The sequence below is a fragment of the Streptomyces sp. NPDC001732 genome (assembly GCF_053596315.1).
Genome location: NZ_JBSFFY010000058.1, coordinates 1 through 18,334 on the forward strand (window position 1 = coordinate 1; position 18,334 = coordinate 18,334).

At 70.3% G+C, this 18,334-nt stretch carries 17 protein-coding genes and 1 pseudogene; 10 read left to right on the plus strand and 8 right to left on the minus strand.

Going from position 1 to position 18,334, the window contains the following annotated elements; all coding sequences use genetic code 11:
• Nucleotides 1-144: 144 nt before the first annotated feature.
• Both ACWCXX_RS32850 and ACWCXX_RS32855 read right to left on the minus strand, forming a co-directional pair.
• Complete coding sequence (locus ACWCXX_RS32850; RefSeq protein WP_451133678.1) at nucleotides 145-1,236, minus strand: hypothetical protein; 1,092 nt, start codon at nucleotides 1,234-1,236, stop codon at nucleotides 145-147.
• 182 nt (nucleotides 1,237-1,418) lie between these two features.
• Complete coding sequence (locus ACWCXX_RS32855) at nucleotides 1,419-2,159, minus strand: alpha/beta fold hydrolase (protein WP_451133680.1); 741 nt, start codon at nucleotides 2,157-2,159, stop codon at nucleotides 1,419-1,421.
• 271 nt (nucleotides 2,160-2,430) lie between these two features.
• Here ACWCXX_RS32855 and ACWCXX_RS32860 point away from each other — a divergent pair, with 271 nt between their 5' ends.
• On the plus strand, nucleotides 2,431-3,174 hold the full coding sequence (locus ACWCXX_RS32860; RefSeq protein WP_451133682.1) for a class I SAM-dependent methyltransferase: 744 nt from the start codon (nucleotides 2,431-2,433) through the stop codon (nucleotides 3,172-3,174).
• Between the two features lie 307 nt (nucleotides 3,175-3,481).
• On the opposite strand, the gene ACWCXX_RS32865 is transcribed toward ACWCXX_RS32860, so the two are convergent.
• Nucleotides 3,482-4,042, minus strand: coding sequence for a TetR/AcrR family transcriptional regulator (locus tag ACWCXX_RS32865; RefSeq protein ID WP_451133684.1), 561 nt, complete (start codon nucleotides 4,040-4,042; stop codon nucleotides 3,482-3,484).
• Between the two features lie 91 nt (nucleotides 4,043-4,133).
• On the opposite strand from ACWCXX_RS32865, the gene ACWCXX_RS32870 reads away from it, so the two are divergent.
• Together ACWCXX_RS32870 and ACWCXX_RS32875 are read left to right on the plus strand one after the other, a co-directional pair.
• Nucleotides 4,134-4,595: a nuclear transport factor 2 family protein gene (locus tag ACWCXX_RS32870; RefSeq protein WP_451133685.1), complete on the plus strand. Its 462-nt coding sequence runs from the start codon at nucleotides 4,134-4,136 to the stop codon at nucleotides 4,593-4,595.
• 415 nt (nucleotides 4,596-5,010) lie between these two features.
• Entirely contained in the window at nucleotides 5,011-5,757 is a 747-nt protein-coding gene (locus tag ACWCXX_RS32875) for an SDR family oxidoreductase (RefSeq protein ID WP_451133751.1), read from the plus strand.
• A gap of 113 nt (nucleotides 5,758-5,870) precedes the next feature.
• Here the strand turns inward: ACWCXX_RS32875 and ACWCXX_RS32880 are convergent, their stop codons facing one another.
• Nucleotides 5,871-6,824 (minus strand): DUF3626 domain-containing protein, encoded by a 954-nt coding sequence (locus ACWCXX_RS32880; protein ID WP_451133687.1) that lies wholly within the window; start codon nucleotides 6,822-6,824, stop codon nucleotides 5,871-5,873.
• A gap of 245 nt (nucleotides 6,825-7,069) precedes the next feature.
• On the opposite strand from ACWCXX_RS32880, the gene ACWCXX_RS32885 reads away from it, so the two are divergent.
• Nucleotides 7,070-7,618, plus strand: a complete 549-nt coding sequence (locus ACWCXX_RS32885) for a hypothetical protein (protein ID WP_451133689.1) — start codon at nucleotides 7,070-7,072, stop codon at nucleotides 7,616-7,618.
• Here the strand turns inward: ACWCXX_RS32885 and ACWCXX_RS32890 are convergent.
• Complete coding sequence (locus ACWCXX_RS32890; RefSeq protein WP_451133691.1) at nucleotides 7,608-8,012, minus strand: MerR family DNA-binding transcriptional regulator; 405 nt, start codon at nucleotides 8,010-8,012, stop codon at nucleotides 7,608-7,610. The genes ACWCXX_RS32885 and ACWCXX_RS32890 overlap by 11 nt on opposite strands.
• 35 nt (nucleotides 8,013-8,047) lie before the next feature.
• On the opposite strand from ACWCXX_RS32890, the gene ACWCXX_RS32895 reads away from it, so the two are divergent.
• From ACWCXX_RS32895 to ACWCXX_RS32905, 3 genes and pseudogenes are all read left to right on the plus strand, one after another.
• The gene (locus ACWCXX_RS32895; protein WP_451133693.1) at nucleotides 8,048-8,323 is read left to right on the plus strand and encodes a hypothetical protein; all 276 of its coding nucleotides are present in this window, start codon (nucleotides 8,048-8,050) and stop codon (nucleotides 8,321-8,323) included.
• Nucleotides 8,320-8,592, plus strand: a complete 273-nt coding sequence (locus ACWCXX_RS32900) for a hypothetical protein (RefSeq protein ID WP_451133695.1) — start codon at nucleotides 8,320-8,322, stop codon at nucleotides 8,590-8,592. The genes ACWCXX_RS32895 and ACWCXX_RS32900 overlap by 4 nt, the downstream gene beginning before the upstream one ends.
• 238 nt (nucleotides 8,593-8,830) lie before the next feature.
• A pseudogene (locus ACWCXX_RS32905) lies at nucleotides 8,831-9,709 on the plus strand (mandelate racemase/muconate lactonizing enzyme family protein).
• A 117-nt stretch (nucleotides 9,710-9,826) separates the two neighbouring features.
• Here ACWCXX_RS32905 and ACWCXX_RS32910 read toward each other — a convergent pair.
• Nucleotides 9,827-9,997: a hypothetical protein gene (locus ACWCXX_RS32910; protein ID WP_451133697.1), complete on the minus strand. Its 171-nt coding sequence runs from the start codon at nucleotides 9,995-9,997 to the stop codon at nucleotides 9,827-9,829.
• A 142-nt stretch (nucleotides 9,998-10,139) separates the two neighbouring features.
• Here ACWCXX_RS32910 and ACWCXX_RS32915 point away from each other — a divergent pair, with 142 nt between their 5' ends.
• Nucleotides 10,140-13,751, plus strand: a complete 3,612-nt coding sequence (locus tag ACWCXX_RS32915) for an NACHT domain-containing protein (protein ID WP_451133699.1) — start codon at nucleotides 10,140-10,142, stop codon at nucleotides 13,749-13,751.
• 38 nt (nucleotides 13,752-13,789) lie between these two features.
• On the opposite strand, the gene ACWCXX_RS32920 is transcribed toward ACWCXX_RS32915, so the two are convergent.
• Complete coding sequence (locus tag ACWCXX_RS32920; RefSeq protein WP_451133701.1) at nucleotides 13,790-14,299, minus strand: hypothetical protein; 510 nt, start codon at nucleotides 14,297-14,299, stop codon at nucleotides 13,790-13,792.
• Nucleotides 14,300-14,504: 205 nt separating this feature from the next.
• Between ACWCXX_RS32920 and ACWCXX_RS32925 the strand changes: the two genes are divergently transcribed.
• Together ACWCXX_RS32925 and ACWCXX_RS32930 are read left to right on the plus strand one after the other, a co-directional pair.
• Nucleotides 14,505-14,939 (plus strand): SgcJ/EcaC family oxidoreductase, encoded by a 435-nt coding sequence (locus ACWCXX_RS32925; RefSeq protein ID WP_451133703.1) that lies wholly within the window; start codon nucleotides 14,505-14,507, stop codon nucleotides 14,937-14,939.
• Nucleotides 14,940-15,413: 474 nt separating this feature from the next.
• Nucleotides 15,414-16,433, plus strand: a complete 1,020-nt coding sequence (locus ACWCXX_RS32930) for a proline racemase family protein (protein ID WP_451133753.1) — start codon at nucleotides 15,414-15,416, stop codon at nucleotides 16,431-16,433.
• Nucleotides 16,434-16,499: 66 nt separating this feature from the next.
• Here ACWCXX_RS32930 and ACWCXX_RS32935 read toward each other — a convergent pair whose 3' ends face one another.
• Entirely contained in the window at nucleotides 16,500-18,236 is a 1,737-nt protein-coding gene (locus ACWCXX_RS32935) for an Imm49 family immunity protein (RefSeq protein ID WP_451133755.1), read from the minus strand.
• Nucleotides 18,237-18,334 lie beyond the last annotated feature (98 nt).

The following is an 18,334-nucleotide window of genomic DNA, read 5'->3' on the forward strand; positions in this document are numbered from 1 at the left end:
GTCCAGCCCGATACCCCTACACACGGCGCGGCCACTCCTTCGCGGGACGGGCCCGGCGAACCCGCCCCGCTTCCAGCACCACCCCGCTGCACTCCCCACACCCAAGCCGTTGACCAGGCAGAACATCAAAGTCCGGCTGGAGTACTAGGAGCGGGTGGCGGTCGCGCAGTTGTCGCCTCTGGACGTCGTGCCGTTGCTCGTGTCGATCGGCTCGCTGCGGTCGTACGGATCGACCCGGTGAGCCCCGTCGGTGGGCTGCTCGTCGGCCGCGCCGAAGGGGGGTACGAAGTAGCCGGTCGGAGCGGAGCAGCCGCCGTTGGCCATATTGAGCGTGTACGAGACGAGGGACATCGTGCCCGGTTCGGTGATGATCTTGGCCGGGTCGTCCCAGCTCATCACCACTTCGCGCCGCACGATCGTACGGACGACCTCGGCATCCCGCCCGCTGTCGCCCGCCGGGGTGACCGGGTAGACGAAAGTGACGTCCGCCGTCACCTCGACCGCCCCCTTCTTCCCCTCCTGGTACGTGAGCCGACCGCGCGTCTTGACCACGTCACCGACCAGCCGGGACTGCTCCGGCTGGAAGCGGCTGAACAACAGCAGTGGGTCGGTCTTGTCCGTGGGCGCCGTCGACGACAGGGCGGTACGGAGATACGCCTGGACGTCCTTCTGATGCGGGTTCAGCAGAGCGATCGCCTTCGTGGGCCGCTCGCCGCGCAGCACGCGGGAGTCGAGCCCCGCAGCCACCAGGAAGTCCCGGCTCTGCCGCAGCGCCCGCTCGACCTGGGCGGCGTCCATCCAGCCGGTCGCCCTGGCCGGTGGCACCGTGATTCCTGCCGCTCCGTCGGCCCAGCGGGCGGCAGGCGAACCCCGGAAGGGCTCGGTGAGGGTGGGGCGCAGCCCCAGCTCGGCGCCGGGAGCCTCCCGCGGGCTTTCCGACTCGGCGGCCAACGGCGCCCCGTCGCGCTCGCCGTCGTTGCCGTCGAACCAGCCGACCACCTGCTGCGGGAAGAGCACTACGACCAGGAGGGCCACGACCACCACCAGCCCGGCCACGTACCAGCCCGTCCTGCGCCGGGGCCGGGCCGGCGAGTACGTACGCCAGCCCTCGGGCTGCCCGGATTGCTCCCGCAGTCGCCGCTCCACCTCACGGGCGCGCGCCGACGGCTCCACGGGGGCCCCGGCCACACCCGCCACCGATTCACGGAGGAACCGCTCCCACTCCTCTTCCGACACGGACGACCCGTCCTGCCCCCCAGCCCCGCTCACACCGCACTCCCGTTCTCGCTCGATTACTCAATCCCCGATGGCTCGATCGCTCGACCGTCTGATCAGTTGACTGTGCACCGAGCCATCGAGAGCCGTCCGTATGTTCGCACGGGCAAGTCGCCGGCCTGTCGGGGCGGTGGGGTGAAGTGTCAGGTCGCCGCGCTGTCCGTCGGCACAGGCGCGGGCGTGGCATTTGACGACAGAACCTGGGAGTTGGCGGCCTGCGCCAGGACGCGGGCGAGTTCGCGGGGACGGGTGGCCATCGGCCAGTGACCCGAGTCGAGATCCACGTATTCGAGACGGGCGACGCGGGCGAGCTCCGGACTCTCACCGGCGGCGATCCACTCCTCGGCCTGGGCAGGGGTGAACTCTGGGCAGACGACCACAACGGGGATGTCGAAGCGGCGCTCGTCGGTCAGCCGTACGACTCCTCTGGCGACCGCTTCGGGAACGGGAACGGCGGAGGACGCGATGCGATCCCGGGCCTCCTGGTCCAGGTCGACGGAGTCCGCCCCCTCGAAGGGGCCCCAGCCCGGGAAGGGCATGGTGCCGTCCTCGATCGCGAAATGATCGGCGTAGGCCCGCCCGTCGGCGGCGGGAAAGCCGCCGATCAGCACGACCTTGGCCACCTTCTCCGGTCGCGCGTCGGCGGCCAGCCAGGCCAGGCTCGAAGCGGCGGAATGCCCCACCACCACGGGCTTTTCGGGAGCCGCGTCAACCGCGGCGAGCACGGTCGCCAACTGGTCGTCGAGCGTCGCGGAGGCGGTGCCGTCGCCCTGACCCGGGAGGGTGAGCGGCACAGGACGATGGCCGAGCGCGGTGAGTTCGGGCACGACATCGCCCCAGGCGGATCCGTCGAGCCACAGGCCGGCGATGAGCAGGATGTCCACGGTGCTTCTCCCGGAGAGACGTCGGGGCTGACTGCCAGTACGTTAGCGAGAGGCTCTGACAACGGGCTCGGGCCGGGGCGCGGGAAGTTCCGAAAGCGGCCGGCCCGACCGCGGCGCGTCAACGCATACCGGCTCGTTCCCTTCCCGGTGCCGCACATCGGGCAACGGTCGCCCTGTTTCCGCCCGGCGGCGTCAACTCGTGCCGAGGGGGGAGGAGAAGGCGGCTTGCCCGGGGTTGGACTCGGTAGGAACCATAAGGAGGGTAAGGAGGGTGAAGTCTTCCGCGGCTGCTGGTGACATGTGGGCGGGCTACGGCCAGAACAGCGTCAGCACCGGCCCGTCGCGGACGTTCTTCTGGGACTGGTACCAGCGCGCCGGGTACGGCGTGGAGCTCCTCGGTGACGTGGGCGGCCGCACGGTGGTGGAGGTGGGTGCCGGAGCCGGAAAGCAGGCCGCAGCCCTGGCGCGGACTCAGGAGCCCACCCGGGTCGTCGCGGTCGACAGCTCACCCGCCCAGCACGTCCGCGCCCGTGAACTCCATGCCGGGAGCCCGAAGTTGGAGGTCGTTCACGCGGACGCCACGACCTACCTGCACCGGAACCCGGCTGCCTTCGACGTCTGTTACTCGATGTTCGGAGCCGTCGACTTCACCGACCCTCGCGTCCTGCTTCCGGCCATCGGCAAATCCCTCACCCCTGAAGGGGTGTTGGTCTTCTCCACGCTCGGTCACTTTCACACCGGCCAATCCGCCGCAACCGACGCCCGACCCACCCGGATTCCCGTGCACCGGCCCGACGGAACCCGGGGCACCGTGGCCCGCTGGGTCCTCGGCATCCCGGTATGGACCGGACTCCTCGAGGAGACCGGCTTCGAGGTCGTGGAAACCCTCACCGTGAACGACCCCGGAACCGACGACCGACCTGCGATCACGACGAACGTCTTCCGCGCACGCCGCTGGAGCGAGCGCGGCGCAGATCCGTCTCGCGCGGGCCTTGCACCGAGACCCCTCACCTGAAGCGGGCCTGCCACCGTTCCCGCCTGCGCCATGGTCGCCCATCCCGTGGCGGGTTCCGCTTCCGCCGTCCAGCGGGCGACCGGCACGGTCGGGACGTACGGAGACGTGGCCACCGGATCCGGCCTGGACGACGGCCGGTTCGGGCGGCGCGCGATTCAGTGCAACGGCTGCTCCGACCGCTCCGACCGCCCCGGCCGTTCCAACTGTTCCGGCTGGGCGTGCCGTCGAGTGGGGCCTCGGGATTCTCCGGTTGATCGTCGCTGTTGCAGGGTTGCCCGGGTGTTGCGGACCAAGACGGTGCTGACGGTCAACCGATGAGAGCCTTGACCGCCGCCCGCCCGGCTTGGGCGGCCCGAGGGTCTCCTGTGATGGACGCTGTGACGATCGCCCCTTCGGCGAGGAGGCACACGGGCTCGGCCGGAGCGTCGGTGGCAGCGTTGACCCAAGCGGTGATCTGGTCGTGGAACGCCCGTTTGTGCGAACGCACTTCGGCGAGGACCGCGGGCGAGGTGGAGCCCAGTTCGCCGTAGGCGTTGATCCAGGCGCAGCCGCGAAAACCGGGCTCCGCGAACCACCGTTCGAGCCAGTCGAAGAGCGACAGGACGCGTTCGCGGGGGTCTTCGTGCTGTTCCACGTACTCGACGAGGCTCGCCCGCCACCGGAGGTCCCGTCGCTGCAGCACCGCGACGACCAGGTCCTCCTTCGTCGCGAAGAGCGCGTAGATCCGCTTCAACGGCATCCCTGCGGCTGCGCGGACGGCGTCCATGCCGACCGCCTGGATGCCGCGCTCGTAGAAGAGCGCCTCGGCGGCCTCCAGGAGTGCTTCGCGGGCGCGGGTCATCTGTTCTTCGCTGATCGGAGCCGGCACGCGAGAGCCTCCTTGACGTTGAGAACGATCGTTCCCTACGCTAGTCGAAACCGGTGGAGAACGATCGTTCTCCATGAAAGGGAGGGTACCCGTGAGCGAGCTGCGACCGCCGTTTCCGCCGTTCACCGAAGAGACCGCACTTCGGAAAGTGCAAGCGGCCGAGGATGCGTGGAACACCCGCGATCCGCACCGCGTGGCGTTGGCCTACACGCCCGATTCGGTCTGGCGCAACCGGGACCTGTTCGTGACGGGTCGTGAGGAGATCGTCCGCTTCCTGACCGCCAAGTGGGAGCGGGAGCTCGACTACGCCCTGCGCAAGAGCCTGTGGGGATTCCGCGGGAACCGCATCGCGGTCCGGTTCCAGTACGAGTGGCACGACGCGGCCGGTCGGTGGTGGCGCAGCTACGGCAACGAACTGTGGCAGTTCAGCGCGCAAGGGCTGATGGAGCGGCGCGAGGCAGGCATCAATGACGTGCGGATCGACGAGGCCGACCGGAGGATCTTCGGCCCTCGCCCCGAAGGCGAACGTGGCGTCGAGATCCCTCTCCAGTAGTTGATCCGGCAGTTGATCCGATTCCTGTCGTGCCCGGCGACGACGCGGGGGTCGAATGCGCCGCCGTTGACGGTGACGGGGCAGTCGTCCGGACCGGTGGAGGCGCCGGCTGAGCGTGCCGGTCGACCGGGCCGCGCAGATGGTCATGGCCGCGAACATCGGCCTGGCCCTGTCGCTGCTCTACCGGCCCGACACCAACCGGGACCCCGCCCTGTCGGACAGCGTCCGGGACGCCGTCGTCACCGCAGTCACCACGAAGGCCGCCGCCCCGGGAACGGCCGCCTCACCAGCGACGACCCTGCGTGCCCGGCTGCGGCAGACCCCGCCACCCGGATTCCCCCCGCCGAGATCGCCCTGCTCCACGAATGGCTGGGCCGCCTCGAGATCCCCACCACCTGAGAAGGGACCAACCGCGATGAACGCCACCAGCGACACCACCCCGCGGATCGCCCTGGTCACCGGAGCCTCCGGCGGCATCGGACGTGCCACCGCGCTGCGCCTCGCCCGCGACGGAATGACCGTCGTCGCCCACTACGCCGGCCGCAAGGCCATCGCCGAGCAGCTGGTCGAGGAGATCACCGCCGCAGGCGGACGCGCCGTCGCCCTCGGTGGCGACATCGCCGACGAGGCGGCCATGACCGAGCTCTTCGACGAGATCGAGCGCACCCTCGGCGGCATCGACGTCGTGGTGAACACCGCCGGCGTCATGCTCCTCTCGCCGGTGGCGGAACTCGACCTGGACGCGCTGGACCGCATGCACCGCACCAACATCCGTGGCACCTTCGTCGTCTCCCAGCAGGCAGCCCGCCGACTGCGCCGCGGCGGTGCCCTGATCAACTTCTCCACCACCGTCACCCGGACCGGCTTTCCCGCCTACGGCGCCTACGTGGCCTCCAAGGCCGCTGTGGAAGCCCTGACCCCGGTCCTGGCCCGCGAACTGCGCGGCCGCGACATCACCGTCAACACCGTCGCCCCGGGCCCCACCGCCACCCCGCTCTTCCTCGACGGCAAGGACGAGCAGACCATCGCCCAACTGGCCAAGGCCGCCCCTCTGGAACGACTGGGACAGCCCGAGGACATCGCGGAGACCGTCGCCTTCCTCGCCGGACCCGCCCGCTGGATCAACGGGCAGACCCTGTTCGCCAACGGCGGCCTGGCCTGACGCGCCGGACACGGAACCACGGCCCCCGACCGGCCCGGCCGCTCTCCTGCCCTACTGCGCCCGGCCCGCAGGTGGAAAACGGTCCGCCGTCTGCCACTTGAAGGATCCGTTCATCACCGACACCGCGGTGCCGGCGAAGGCGAGAGAACGTTCGGCCTTGCGCTCGTGGCGACGGTGCAGGCGGCGGCACCCGGACGGCCGGGCTCCGATCCACGGTCCAACGGTGACGGCACAGCCGCCCCGAAACGCGCGAGACAGTGCCACACTTTCTTGATCGCCTGGGGGTCGTGGTGTCCGGCACGCACTGCATCCCCGACGATGCGCGGATCGAGTACGCCCTCGACGGCAATCTCTGCGCCCAGGTCCACACACTCCTGACCGCGGTAGCCGGGATGACGGAGGAGTTCCTCGACCTCGAGCCGGAAGCCGGGGTGCCACTCCACGGGGCAGCCCAGGCGCAGGGCCGCAACCTCGACAGCCGTTCCTCGATAGCAAGGGTCCAGGACCAGCGCCTCCGCGTCGCAGCTCGGCCGCACAGGCCCATGGACCTGCGCCTCGACGTAGTCGTCGAGGGCGTCCTGACGATCGGTGAGGGCGAGCTCGATGAGACCCATACGGGCTGCAACACCAAAATCCGAGGGTTCGAGGAAACTGTCCGGGTAGCAGAACGTGGTCCGCGCCAGCGTCTCGGCCGTCAGCCGGAAGTGGGCCGAGCCGAACCGCGGCGCCCCGCCGACGGGCTTGCGACGGAAGTTCAACGCCCCGTAGACAGGCCGCTCATGAGCGGGAGCTTCGTCGTACGCCCCGCCGAAGATCCGGCTCTCCCAGCGCCACCGGTCGCCTCCGGGGCGTGCGGTCAGCCCCCCGTTGCTGGTCCCCGTGACGAACTGCGAGCGGTAGACACCGTCCTCGGCCATGGCCTCCAGAATCGGCTTGCCGCGCAGCAGCCGGTCCGGGTGGAAGTTGAGAGTCACCCGCAGCGTCGGGTCCAACGGAGGGCCCGACGCCAGTTCCGCGACATGACCGAGGGCCCGTTCATGCGATGTCCGGACGGTTGTGAAGTCCATCCGCACAGTCTTCCTCAAGCTGATCGGTCGTTGCACGCGGATTGTCCACCGACAGCCCGACAGCCCGACAGCCCGACCCCCAGAACGACGGCGGAGGAGAACCGGCGCGGAGCCTCGCGCAGCGGCGAACGGGTACGCGGGGTTCTGCGCGAACCGGTCGGCGTCCCGTCCGGATCGGCTCGGGAACCGTTCCCCCGGATCCTGCGTGGCCTCTTGACGTGTTGTCGGCTGGTGAAGGGGACCCAATGAGAGCGCGGACGACGGTGAGCGTGGCGGTATCGGCCTGTGCGGCGCTGGTGGCGTGCGGATGCGGTCCGGAGAAGACGAAGGCCGACACGGACGCGAAGCCTTCGCAGTCGTCCGCGTCCACGCGGGCCGAAGAGCCGTCGGCCGCGCCGTCCATGTCCGCCCGGACGGAGAAGCCGACCGGCGACCGGCGCGCGCCCAGGACGAAGGAGGGGGCGATCCAGCAGTACGAGCAGTACCTCCACGCCCTGGGCCGTGAGGACATCGACACGGTCTGCGAAGTGGCCGGGCCCGCCGCGAAGAAGGCGCAGGACCAGGGGTTCGGCCCGTGCACCTCGACGTACACCGCCGTGTTCCGGATGATCTCGCCCGTGCAGAAGAAGGCCCTGCAGACCGCGACGGTCGACCCGCAGCGCACCGTCGTGCGCACACCCGACAAGATCGAGATGCCGGTCGAAGCGGTCAGGTCCTCCGCCACCTTCTCCGAGAACGACCTCGGCAGCTACACCCTGGAGTACCTCAAGAACAATTGGTACATCATCGACTGAATCGAGCTGTCTGCCGTTCCCGCCCTCGTGCCTTCGACCCATTCCTGCCCTGGCCGCCATCAGCCACCAATAGCGGGGCGCCACGGGGGCGGCCCCGTTCGCCACGGCGAAGACCGGTCCAGCCGTGCAGCCTTCGCCTCCACCGGCGCCTGCCGGCCCGTTGCGCTTCGAGCAGCCCCTGCTGCGCGTAGTGGCGAATCGACCGCCGACTCGCTCCGGTGAGCCGCGCCAGTTCCCCGATCTGCATGTCCTCTCCCTCTGCCGCAGGGGCCGGCACATTCTCCAACCACGGAATCGGACAGAAGATGCCCTCGCAGGCGATGGGCACCCCTGATCCGGCCCGAAGAAGCCCGCGCGATTTCATGCGTCCGGTTCCCGGCCGGGGCCCCGGCATAGGAGACTCGGGTCAGCAGACCGAAGGAGAGATCCGTGACGGCTCAGCCCGAGCACCCCGCAACCCCCCGGGTCCCCGCTGTCCCGCACACCATCAACGCGATCGGTGACGCATTGAGCGGCGCCGAGCGCGCCCGCTTCTACACCGAGGTCCTGGCCGCCGAGGAGAACGAGGTACCGGCCGCGATGCGCCGCTGGTGGAAGGTGGCGATGCTGCACCGCGCCCCCGCAGCCCTCCAGAGCCGGGCCAATGCCACGGCCGGCCGTTCCCTGGTCTCCGTCGACGAGCTGCTCGTGGACGGGCCCCGGTGAGCTGGACCGTCTGGACGGAGGAGATCCCGGCACAAACCGTGCTCGACATGCCCGTCGAGCTCCGCAGGAAGACAGCGAACTTCCTGCGGGCCCTGGCCATCGAGGCCGGCGGCGCGGTCGATCTCGGCAGACGGCCGCCCGGTGACGCGATGGACGACTTCGAAATCCGGTACTCCCTCGAAATCCCGGGCGAGATGGTCATCATCGAGTACATGATCATGCGGGACGCCAAGGAGATCCGCGTTCCGGTCCTGGTCTGGTTCCACTGAGGAAACGTGAGGTCCGACGCCCCCGAGACCCGGACGGAAACCCGCCTCGCTCCTCCAGGGAAACGACGGGGCCCGAACCGGGAAACGGCACGGCGCGAAACCACGACCCGCTGTACCGATTCGCTTCGGCACGGAGGACGAGCCGCCGCAACGGCCTCGGACGTGAAGCCGCCCCCGGGAACGAGCTCGGGCGAACGCCTTCTCACAACCGGCGCAAATAGCGCAGCTGGACCTCGCAGTGGGCGCCGGCGCCGCCGTGGACGTGGCCCTGTGGGACATCCGCGGCAAGGCCCTCGGCGTTCCCGTGCACGAACTCCTCGGCGGCCGGGTGCGCGACCACGTCCCCGCCTACGTTCACGTCGGCGACGGCTACCACGACCGGGAATGGTTCCTCGACCGCTGCCACGACCTCGTTTCCACGGGCTGGCGCCACCTCCGCTTCGCCGCACCGCACGACGCCGACGACGTGCACACCCACCGTTGCCTGCGCGACACCGTCGATCTCTTCCACCAGGTACGGGACGTCGTGGGCGGCGAGGTGGAGCTCGTACTCGACGTGCACACCCGGCTGGACCCGCCCGAGGCACTGACCCTGTGCCGGGAGATCGAGGCGGCACGCCCGTACTTCGTGGAGGACCCACTGCGCTGCGAGAACCCGGACAGCTACCGCATGCTCCGGGCGCGCACCGGCGTATCCCTGGCCGCGGGCGAACAGTACGGCTCCAAATGGGAGTTCAGGAGCCTCATCGACTAAGCCCGGGTCGACATCGGCGTCGCCGCCGGTCTCACCGAGGCGAAGAAGATCGCGGCGATGGCGGAGGCCCACCACATCAAGCTCGCGACGCACAACCCCCTCGGACCGGTCACCGCCGCGTCGTCGCTCCAGCTCAACCTCGCCTGCCCCAACGTGGCGATACAGGAGCACCAGACCGACCCCGAACCGGACATCGCCGACCTCTTCGTCGAACGGCCCACCGTCCTCCCCGGCCGGGTCGAGCGCAGCGACCTGCCCGGCATCGGAGTGGTCATCGACCGCGACGAGGCCCGCAAGTACCAGGCCACCGCCGCCGAACGACCTCATCTGCGCACGGCGGACGGGGCATTCACCAACTGGTAGCGGAACGCCCGTGAGCGAGCACGAGCCGGATCCCGCGGCCCCGCGGGGTCTCGGGATCTTTGCCGGGCGCCCCGCAGGAACCGACTCCGGCGGGGCGAACAGGCGCCTGAAGGCTGCTCACCGCCTTCCCCGAATGGCCCGGATCACCTCGGCAAGGGCGACCAGAACACGCGCCTTGTGCGCGGAGTCGGTGTCGGCGAGCGCGTAGCGCGCAAGCAGAACGGCCGCGACTGCGACGATCAGCGTCACTGCCAAGACCGCGAGAGCCACTGCCTGCATCGGGTCCATGAATTCCTCCCCTGGATTCTCCGCACCTCTCCGATGCGATGGCTGTACTCCAGTACACGGAGGGCGACGACAACGATATGTTCCGGATGCGACGGACACCGAAAGCGTCCTCGCACGTCAAAGGGGCCTGAACGGGCGGCCGGTGACGGACGCTCCGGACACCCCGCAGGCCGATGGGACGATACGGGAGGAGAGCACCGACGTGGCGCGGGTGGAGCGGGTACATCCGGGGCGGCAAGCGCTGGCCGAAGGTCTGGTCGAACTGGAACGGAACGCTCTGCGGGGCAGGCCCGGCTGGTCGCGCGCCAAAGCCTGCGGAGATGCGGCCCTCTCTCCCACGACAGTGGGCGAATGGTTCCGGGCCCGCAGTGCCCCGAAGGACTTCGGACCGTTGTGGACCCTGGTCACCGTACTGCTGGACTGGAGGGACGGGGCACCGAAGGATCCCAAGAGCCGCGCGCAGCGTCGGGCCGAAGAACACTTGTGGCTGGCGGCATGGAAGCTGGCGACCAGACCGGGCGGGTCTCCCGGTGTGCTGAAGCAGCCGGCGGCCGGGGACAGGGCGGACCGGGGCGGACCGACCGGAGACGGGACCGACCGCGTCGGCCATTCCCCCCACGACGCGGGGCCACGCATTCCGGCCGCCGGGGACCGGGGTGCCGCCGACACCCGTACGACACCCCGGTTCACGGTGTCGCCGAGGGAAATGCTCCAGGTGCGGGAGTACGGATGGCCCCAGTGCCTGGTCTTCCTGATCCGTACCGGGGATCTAGAGGCGGACCGGTTGGAGGAATTGCTCGGTGCCCGACCGGGCTCGTCCGAGGAGGCGCAGCAAGAGTTCTGCGGCCGACTGCGGCAGGCACTCCAGGACGTGATGGACGCGTTCCCGGCCCGCGCTGTCGCCTCCGACGCCACCTCCCGGGCGGCGGCCACGCACGCGATGTGCCACCTCGCACGATTGGCGGCCTGTATCGACGCCTCGCTCGAAGACCCGCCCATGGAGGACGGGCAGCGCGAAGCCGGGATGTTCGCCCTCCTCTTCGCGGAGTTCGACCGGGTGCGCCCGGCCGCGTGGCTGCCCTGGGGTTCGATGGCCTTCGGCGGCGCGGACTGGGTGAGGAAGTTGGGCACCCTCGCCAATCCCGTCCTGAGCAGGGTCGTCAGGCAGGACCTCACCGCGGCGGCCGCACTGCGCTACGACGAGTGGCGACGGAGCATCGGCGAGTATGCGCGGGAGTTGTTCTTCCGCGTGCCTCCCGCACAACCGACAGCAGTATCCATGGACGAAGGACACGCCGAGGGCGGCGGGAATGCCGGGGGGATCGCCCTGGCGGCGCTCGACCAGATGCTCGGCGGGTTCCGGGAGCCCGCTCCGTACGACAGCCCGGTCTCGGAGAGCCTGGCCTGGACTTCCGCCCGGACACTCACCCAGCCCCTGGTGGCCGGTGTCGGAGACCTTGCCGGACCCGTCATCCCCGACCTGGCCGTCGGCTATGTCAATCCTGCCTTCCGGACTGCGGTGTACGCCTCCCGTTCCAGCCCGCACGCGGACCGATGGTGGGACCGGCAGCCGCTGCGCGACGACCTCGAAGCGTTTCTCACCTGGCACTTCACCAGCCTCGACGCCCTGACCCGTCCGTTGCTGGTGCACGGCCACCCGGGCTCCGGCAAGTCGCTGCTCACCCGGCTGCTCGCGGCGCGGCTGCCCGGCGCCGACTATCTGCCGGTTCGGGTGGAGCTGCGATCCGTGTCGGCCGCCACCTCCGTCCGTAGCCAGATCGAGGAGGCAATTGCCGCCCAGGTCGGGGAGATCCTGCCCTGGGCGGACGTGGTGCGCGGCGCCCCCGACCGATTGCCCGTCGTGCTGCTCGACGGACTGGACGAACTGCTCCAGGCGGGCGGTGAGAACTGGCGTTACCTGGAGCAGGTCGTGGCCTTCCAGGAAAGCGAGTTCTTCAACCGGCGCCCGGTGGCCGCCCTGGTGACCAGCCGGACGGTGGTCGCCGACCGGGTCGGGATTCCCCTCGGTTGCCGCATGATTCGTCTGGAGCCCTTCGACGAGCCGCGGATCGCGCGCTGGCTGGGCATCTGGAACGAGACCAACCAGGAGTACCTCGCGGAGGAGGGGCTTCGTCCGCTCGAAACGGCGGCCGTGTCGCAGTACGGCGAACTGGCCTGCCAGCCACTCCTTCTCCTGTTGCTGGCGCTCTACGACTCCAGCGGCAACGGGCTCGCCCGTATGAGGGACCACCAGGTCAGCAGCGCGGAGCTGTACGAGCGCCTCATCCGGGAGTTCTTGATCCGCCAGGTGCGTAAGGGGCACCGGCGCGATCCGGGTCCGGCCCCGGTGACGACGGACGCGGAGACGGAGATGCGGCGTCTGTCCGTCGTGGCGCTCGGCATGTTCAACCGCGGTACGCAGAGTGTGGACGCCGAAGCGGTGGAGGCCGACGGACAGGCGCTCCTCGACGAGTGGGAGGAGCGGTCCGACCGGGACTTCGGCCGTTTCTTCTTCATCCACGAGGCGCAGGCCATGGTGCGCGGCAACGCGCGCAAGACGTTCGAGTTCCTCCACGCGACCTTCGGCGAGTACCTGGTGGCCCGCAGCATCTGGCTGGCCCTGAAGGAGACCGTCGAACAGGGCGACGACCGGAAGCTGTACGCCCTGCTCTCCTTCACCCCCCTGGTCGAACGGGCACGGGTCGCCGAGAATCTGGCCGAGTTGCTCGGCGTGACGGAACAGCCGTTGCGCGGCGAACTGCCCGGACTGCTCGACGGACTGCTGCGCGACGCACTCGACGGGCGCCCCCCGAGCGACAAGCCGAACGACAAGCCGGACTACGAACCGGCGAAGAAGAGCGGACTGACCCGGCTGGCCTGCTACACCGCAAATCTGGTGACGATCAGGACGATGCTCGACGCGGAGGTACGGGTCTCCACTCTGCTGCGCACGCCCACCCCCACCGAGGCATGGCGTCGGCTTGCCGGCCTGTGGGAGTCCCAGCTCGACGCCGTCTCGTGGGACATGATGAGCCGCGCAATCTCCACAGAACGGACCAGGGCTGAAGTCACGTCTGCAGAACCGGAGTCGGCCGCAGGAACCGATGTCGTGCTGCGCAGGGCCGGCCAGCCGCCCCACCAGCAGCCGCAGCGCGATTCCGCGGCCACCCCGCTCACTGTCGACAACGGGTGGGGTCTCGTCCGTCGAGCCGAGTTCGGCCGTGGCCTGGACCACGAACAGCTGCTCCTCGCGACGGGGATCGCGCTGGCGACGTTTCCGCAGGCGCTTGCCCCCGAGCCGGCGTCGGGGCACAGAGCGACCGGTGTCCGGGCGCTGATCGACGTTCTGCTGGCCGGCACCGTCCCGCCCGTGGAACGGCCCGACCCGCAGGGGCTGCTCCGGCGTTTCGTGGCCTGCGTGGGGCTCCTCGACGAGCTGCAGGAGGATCTGCTGGCCGTCTTCCTGCCCGCCGTGGTACGCGGGCTCGACCGGGAAGCGCGGAGCCTGCCCATGGACCAGGTGCCCGACCTGGTCCTGAGCCTGGCCACGCAGACCGCCCGGCTCCCCGCCCGCTACGAGGAGCAGTTCCTGCTCCGCCGCTGTCTCACCCGGCTGCGAGCCCAAGCGAGCGAGGACATCGCGTGGTTCGGCAAGCTGAATTCCGCCGGGGCAGAACTCGACGAGACATTCCGAGCCCCCGGGCCCGACGATTCGGCCCCTGCTCCCGGACGAGGGTGCGATCGCACGGATTGATCACAGGCCGACGCGCGTTCCGGTGCCAGGGAACGCTCTCAGCCCGACATGAGCGGTACCAGTGCCAATGCGCAGCCGGCCAGAAACAGGAGCAGCCCACCGGCACTGCGGGCACAGATCTTGAACGGCACGAAGCCCCACGCCAGATCCGTGGAAGCCCTCCCGGGCCGCTGCGGGTCGTAGGCGATCCGGGGCCGCGGTCCGCGGAACTTGCTCCTGTTGCTGTGCTCGACGCCGTCGGCGTACCTGTACCAGGCGGCCCCGCCCCTGGCCCTGAAGTCGAGCCTGGCGAACACGGTGATCCCGCGCTTCCTCAGCGCGAACTGGATCCGTGCTTTCTCCGCCGCCATGAGCAGCATGAGCAAGCCGCTGAAGAACGGACCCAAACCGGCGAGCACGAATATCAGCTCCGGCCCATGGGCGATGCCCGCCCGGATCGCGCAGCCGAGATGTGTGAGAACGAGGTTGCCGAGAATCGTCAGTGACACGTGGTCCGTCGGCCTCGCCCCGTCCCTGTTGCCGCCGCCCAGTACCTGGGAAGAGACCATCCGTACTCGACCTCCCGGGGGTGGCATGGTGCCGTCCGCCGTTTCGCTTCCGGGGAACCTGTCGCGAGCGGCGGGCCGCTTCGCCCATGAGCCCCGGAAGGCTGTTCGCCGGGCTTGACCTCAACCATGGTTGAGGATGTGGGGTGGGTGGTGGCGGCGATCGCAGCCACCACCTGAGCGATTCGGCACGGAGAAGGGCACTGTCATGACGAGCGGCATTCTTGTAGTGGGGACGATTTCGCCGGAGACCCGGGCCGCGGTGATCGGTGTGGTGAAAGGCCTGGAGAAGGCTTTCAACACGAAGGACCCCGTTGCGCTGAGCGAGCAGTACACCGAACACGCCTCCTGGACCAATGCGAAGGGCACGCGCCTCGACGGCAGGGAGGCGATCGCCGAGTTCAGCGCTCCGGCGATGAAGAGCTTCCTGCGCGACTCCTTCGCCCGGTACGACGTGGTCAAGATGCTGGAGATGGCTCCCGACGTGATCGCGGCGAACGTGGTGCAGACACCCACCGACAGCACGGGCAACCCTCTCGACGACAGTCCGTGGGGAGCGACGCTCTACGTCGTCACCAAGCAGGCGGACGGCTGGCGCATCGCGGCCGGCCAGAACATGGCCGTCGCCCCGCGAACCGTGTGACACCCGGCCCCGACGCGGGCCTGCTGCCCGGAGCCGATGGCGCGTGAGGACCCGCCCACGGCTTTGCCGGGCCTTGCCCCGGTCCGGGCAGCACGTGGTGGCTCTGCTGCTCACAGGTGCTCATGAGCGACGTGGGAGTGGCGGAAGGCGTCCAGTTCGTGGGTGCGGCGAAGGAGATCGGTGCCGGGGCCGGGACTTTGGCCGGGCCGCGGCCGATCCGTGCCAGTGGCACTTCCGGGCACCGGGCACGCGCGGCGCGGGATATCGTCCGGGAGCCGCCGAACGGTGGCAGCGAGGGGACCCGAGTCGCGCCGGGAGGCCGCCGTCACCACCGAGGAGGAACGTGACGCCAAACTCGCGAAGGGGCGTTCAGCGGTCCCCGGCTCGGTGGGGGAGCGGCGCGGCCCGTCCGGACGAGCTCGCCGAGCCCCCGAGGAGCGGCGCGGCATCGGCGTCCGGACCGAGGAGGACCTCATGACCATCCACCGGGTACTCACCACCGACTACCACACCGGTGGCGAACCGTTCCGCATCGTCCCCGAACCACCGGTCGCCATCGAGGGGGCCACCGTCGCCGAACGCCGGATGTTCGCCATCGGCAACCCCGACGTGGACAACCTGCGCAAGCTGCTGTGCTCCGAACCTCGCGGGCACGCCGACATGTACGGCGGATTCGTCACCCCGCCCGACGACGAGGGTGCTCACTTCGGCGTGCTGTTCTGGCACAAGGACGGCTTCTCGACAGCCTGCGGCCACGGCTCCATCGCGCTCGCCGTCTGGGCCGTGCAGACCGGCCGCGTCGCCCGTGACCCCTCCGGCGTCACCACGGTCGTCATCGACGTGCCCTCGGGCCGGGTCACCCTGCGCGTGCGCACCACCGGCGAACAGCTCACCGGTGTCGACTTCGTCAACGTCCCCGGCTACCGGCTCGCCGAACGCGTCACCGTCGCCACGTCCCGCGGGGACGTCCTCGTCGACGTCGCCTACGGCGGCGCCATCTACGCACACCTGGACGCAGCCGGGGTGGGACTGGCCGTCACCCCCGAGCACTACGCCGACCTCATCGCGATCGGACGTGAGGTCAAATGGGCGCTGAACGACAGCGAGTACGCCCGTCACCCCGTCGACGACCGCCTCAGCGGCATCTACGGCACCATCCTGTACGACGACCTCGGCGCCGACGAGAACGGCAACCCGCACCAGCGCAACGTCACCGTCTTCGCCGACGGCCAGGTCGATCGTTCCCCCTGCGGCTCCGGCACCTGCTCCCGCGTCGCCGTGCTCGCGGCGACCGGTCGCCTCAAGCCGGGCCAGGTCCTCGTCCACGACTCGATCGTCGGCACCCGCTTCCACGCGCGGATCGTCGCGGAGTCGGCCGTCGGCGGCCGCCCCGCAGTCGTGGCGGAGGTCAGGGGAAAGGCGTACCGGACCGGCGAGCACCGCTTCGAGCTCGATCCCGCGGACGACCTCGGCACCGGCTTCGTCCTGCGGTAGCCGCCCCGCCGCCCGGCCGGTGCCTCCGTCCAGAGCTTCCGGCCTGGCGGGACTTTCGAGCACGTCCTAGAAGGGTGCGGCGGCGTCCAGGAGGTCCTGCGGAAGGTAGGGGGATTCGACCCGGACGGCCCAGCCGCGGCGGCGGGCGTGGCAGGCGAGGGCAAGGATGTCGAGGTCGACGGAAGCGTCCGGGGCGTCGGCGCGGTCGGCGACCCGGTAGTAGTCGCGGTGGGCTTCGAGCGCGTCGGCCAGGGCCAGGTTGAAGCTCTCCTCGTCGCCCTCCACGAGCTGCGACAGCAGCACGGCCGGCGGCATGGCGAAGCCCCAGTCCTTGGCCTTCTCGGCCTGCTGCAGCGCCCGTTGCACGGCCTGCTCGGGATCGGTGCCCTTCAGGTAGGCATGGAGGGCTTCGCGGTACGCGCTGGAGGCGGAGCCGTCCGGGTGGGCGAAGGCAGGGCCGGTGAGGACCAGCGGGGCGAGATCCTCACGCGCGCCGGTGATGAGGGCGAGGGCCGTGGCACTCTGCCAGTTGCCGGCGCAGGCATCCTCGCCGCGCTCGGCCGGGTAGCGCAGTGTGCGGCCGTCGACGGTCACCTCGACCTCGGTGCCCGGCTCCGCGAGGGCGATGCGGAACAGGGCCGCCCCCGACTGGGAGGCCAGCCGAAGGTTCGCGAGCCGGGCGCCCGTGACACGGCCGGAGTCCTCCGCGCGCCACTTGAAAAGACGCTCCTGGTCGCCCATGACGCTGTTGAGCCGCCAGACGGCGAGGGGTTTTCCGTCGACGGCGGTGAACGCCTCCTGGAGATGCTTCTCGTACATGGCTTCGAGCTGCGGGGAAACCGTCCGCTCACAGGCCGGCCGCTCCACCAGCAGCGGGCCCGCGGCGAGCGCGGCGACCGCGTCCGGCCGCCGGTCCCGGCCGAACGCCGCGACCCGCGGGCCCCGGGTCTCGAAGCCGGTGATCAGCGCGTGCGGGAGGTAGTCGGTGCGGACGGCCGGAGCCCAGCCCAGGGTCCGGTACGCGAACGCGGCGAGGGCGATGGGGACGAGCGGGAGGAGAGTACTCGCGGAGGCCGAGGGGCCGTGCAGGGCGCTGTGCCCGACCAGGAGATCGGCCAGCGCGGTGTCGAAGGCCTCCCGGTCCTCGGCGGCCAGGGCGCGCAGCGCGTGCAGCGCCGCGCTCTCCGGCCGGTCCCGGAGGGGTTCGCCGGTTTCCCGGGCGCGGGTACGGACGCGGTCCAGGGCCGCGTCGACGGCGGCGAGCCTGGCCTGCGTGCTCGGCGGGTACTCCTCGTCGTCGCCGGTGTCGTCCAGGACCACGGCCGTCAATCCCGTGGCCAGCTCGCCGACGGGCGTTCCCTGCGCCTGCTCGGCGAACTTCTTCCGGGCGAAGTGGAAGGCCTCGCCGTGCCACTTGACCCTGTCCCCGAGTACCGCCAGGCAGAGCGCGGCGATCCACTCCCCGGGCGTGACGCTCTCCGCGGGGGCATCCTCACCCGGGTCGTAGCTCATGCCGAAGTTCACGTACTCCAGGAAGACCTGGAAGCTGCAGTGGGGGTGGTACGCGGCGTAGGCGACGGCGCCCGCCGCGGCCTCGGAGGCGTCCTTCAGGGCGGCCTTGGCCTCCGCGGAACCGAGGTCGGGCGTCTCGACGGAGAGGGCGCCCAGGTAGTCGAGGAACTCGTCGGAGATCAACTGCCACTCGGCGGTGGTCATCCGGCCGGCCCTCGACATGGACCGCACCCGCCTCCCGATACGGTTCGTGAAGTCCTCGCGCGCTGCCGACACGACGGCCCCGCCCACCTGGTGACGCTCTACTCGCACTGCTCTGCTCCTCGATCGGCCTCTGCGACACCCTAGGCGCGGGATCTGACAGGCCGGCGCCTGCCGCCCCGGGGGCC

Bases quoted from the DNA above. Each gene is read 5' to 3' on its own strand.
- ACWCXX_RS32875 (WP_451133751.1), top strand. From the start codon at position 5,011: ATGAACGCCACCAGCGACACCACCCCGCGGATCGCCCTGGTCACCGGA.
- ACWCXX_RS32880 (WP_451133687.1), bottom strand. From the start codon at position 6,824: ATGGACTTCACAACCGTCCGGACATCGCATGAACGGGCCCTCGGTCAT.
- ACWCXX_RS32885 (WP_451133689.1), top strand. From the start codon at position 7,070: ATGAGAGCGCGGACGACGGTGAGCGTGGCGGTATCGGCCTGTGCGGCG.
- ACWCXX_RS32890 (WP_451133691.1), bottom strand. From the start codon at position 8,012: ATGCCGGGGCCCCGGCCGGGAACCGGACGCATGAAATCGCGCGGGCTT.
- ACWCXX_RS32910 (WP_451133697.1), bottom strand. From the start codon at position 9,997: ATGGACCCGATGCAGGCAGTGGCTCTCGCGGTCTTGGCAGTGACGCTG.
- ACWCXX_RS32920 (WP_451133701.1), bottom strand. From the start codon at position 14,299: ATGGTCTCTTCCCAGGTACTGGGCGGCGGCAACAGGGACGGGGCGAGG.
- ACWCXX_RS32925 (WP_451133703.1), top strand. From the start codon at position 14,505: ATGACGAGCGGCATTCTTGTAGTGGGGACGATTTCGCCGGAGACCCGG.
- ACWCXX_RS32930 (WP_451133753.1), top strand. From the start codon at position 15,414: ATGACCATCCACCGGGTACTCACCACCGACTACCACACCGGTGGCGAA.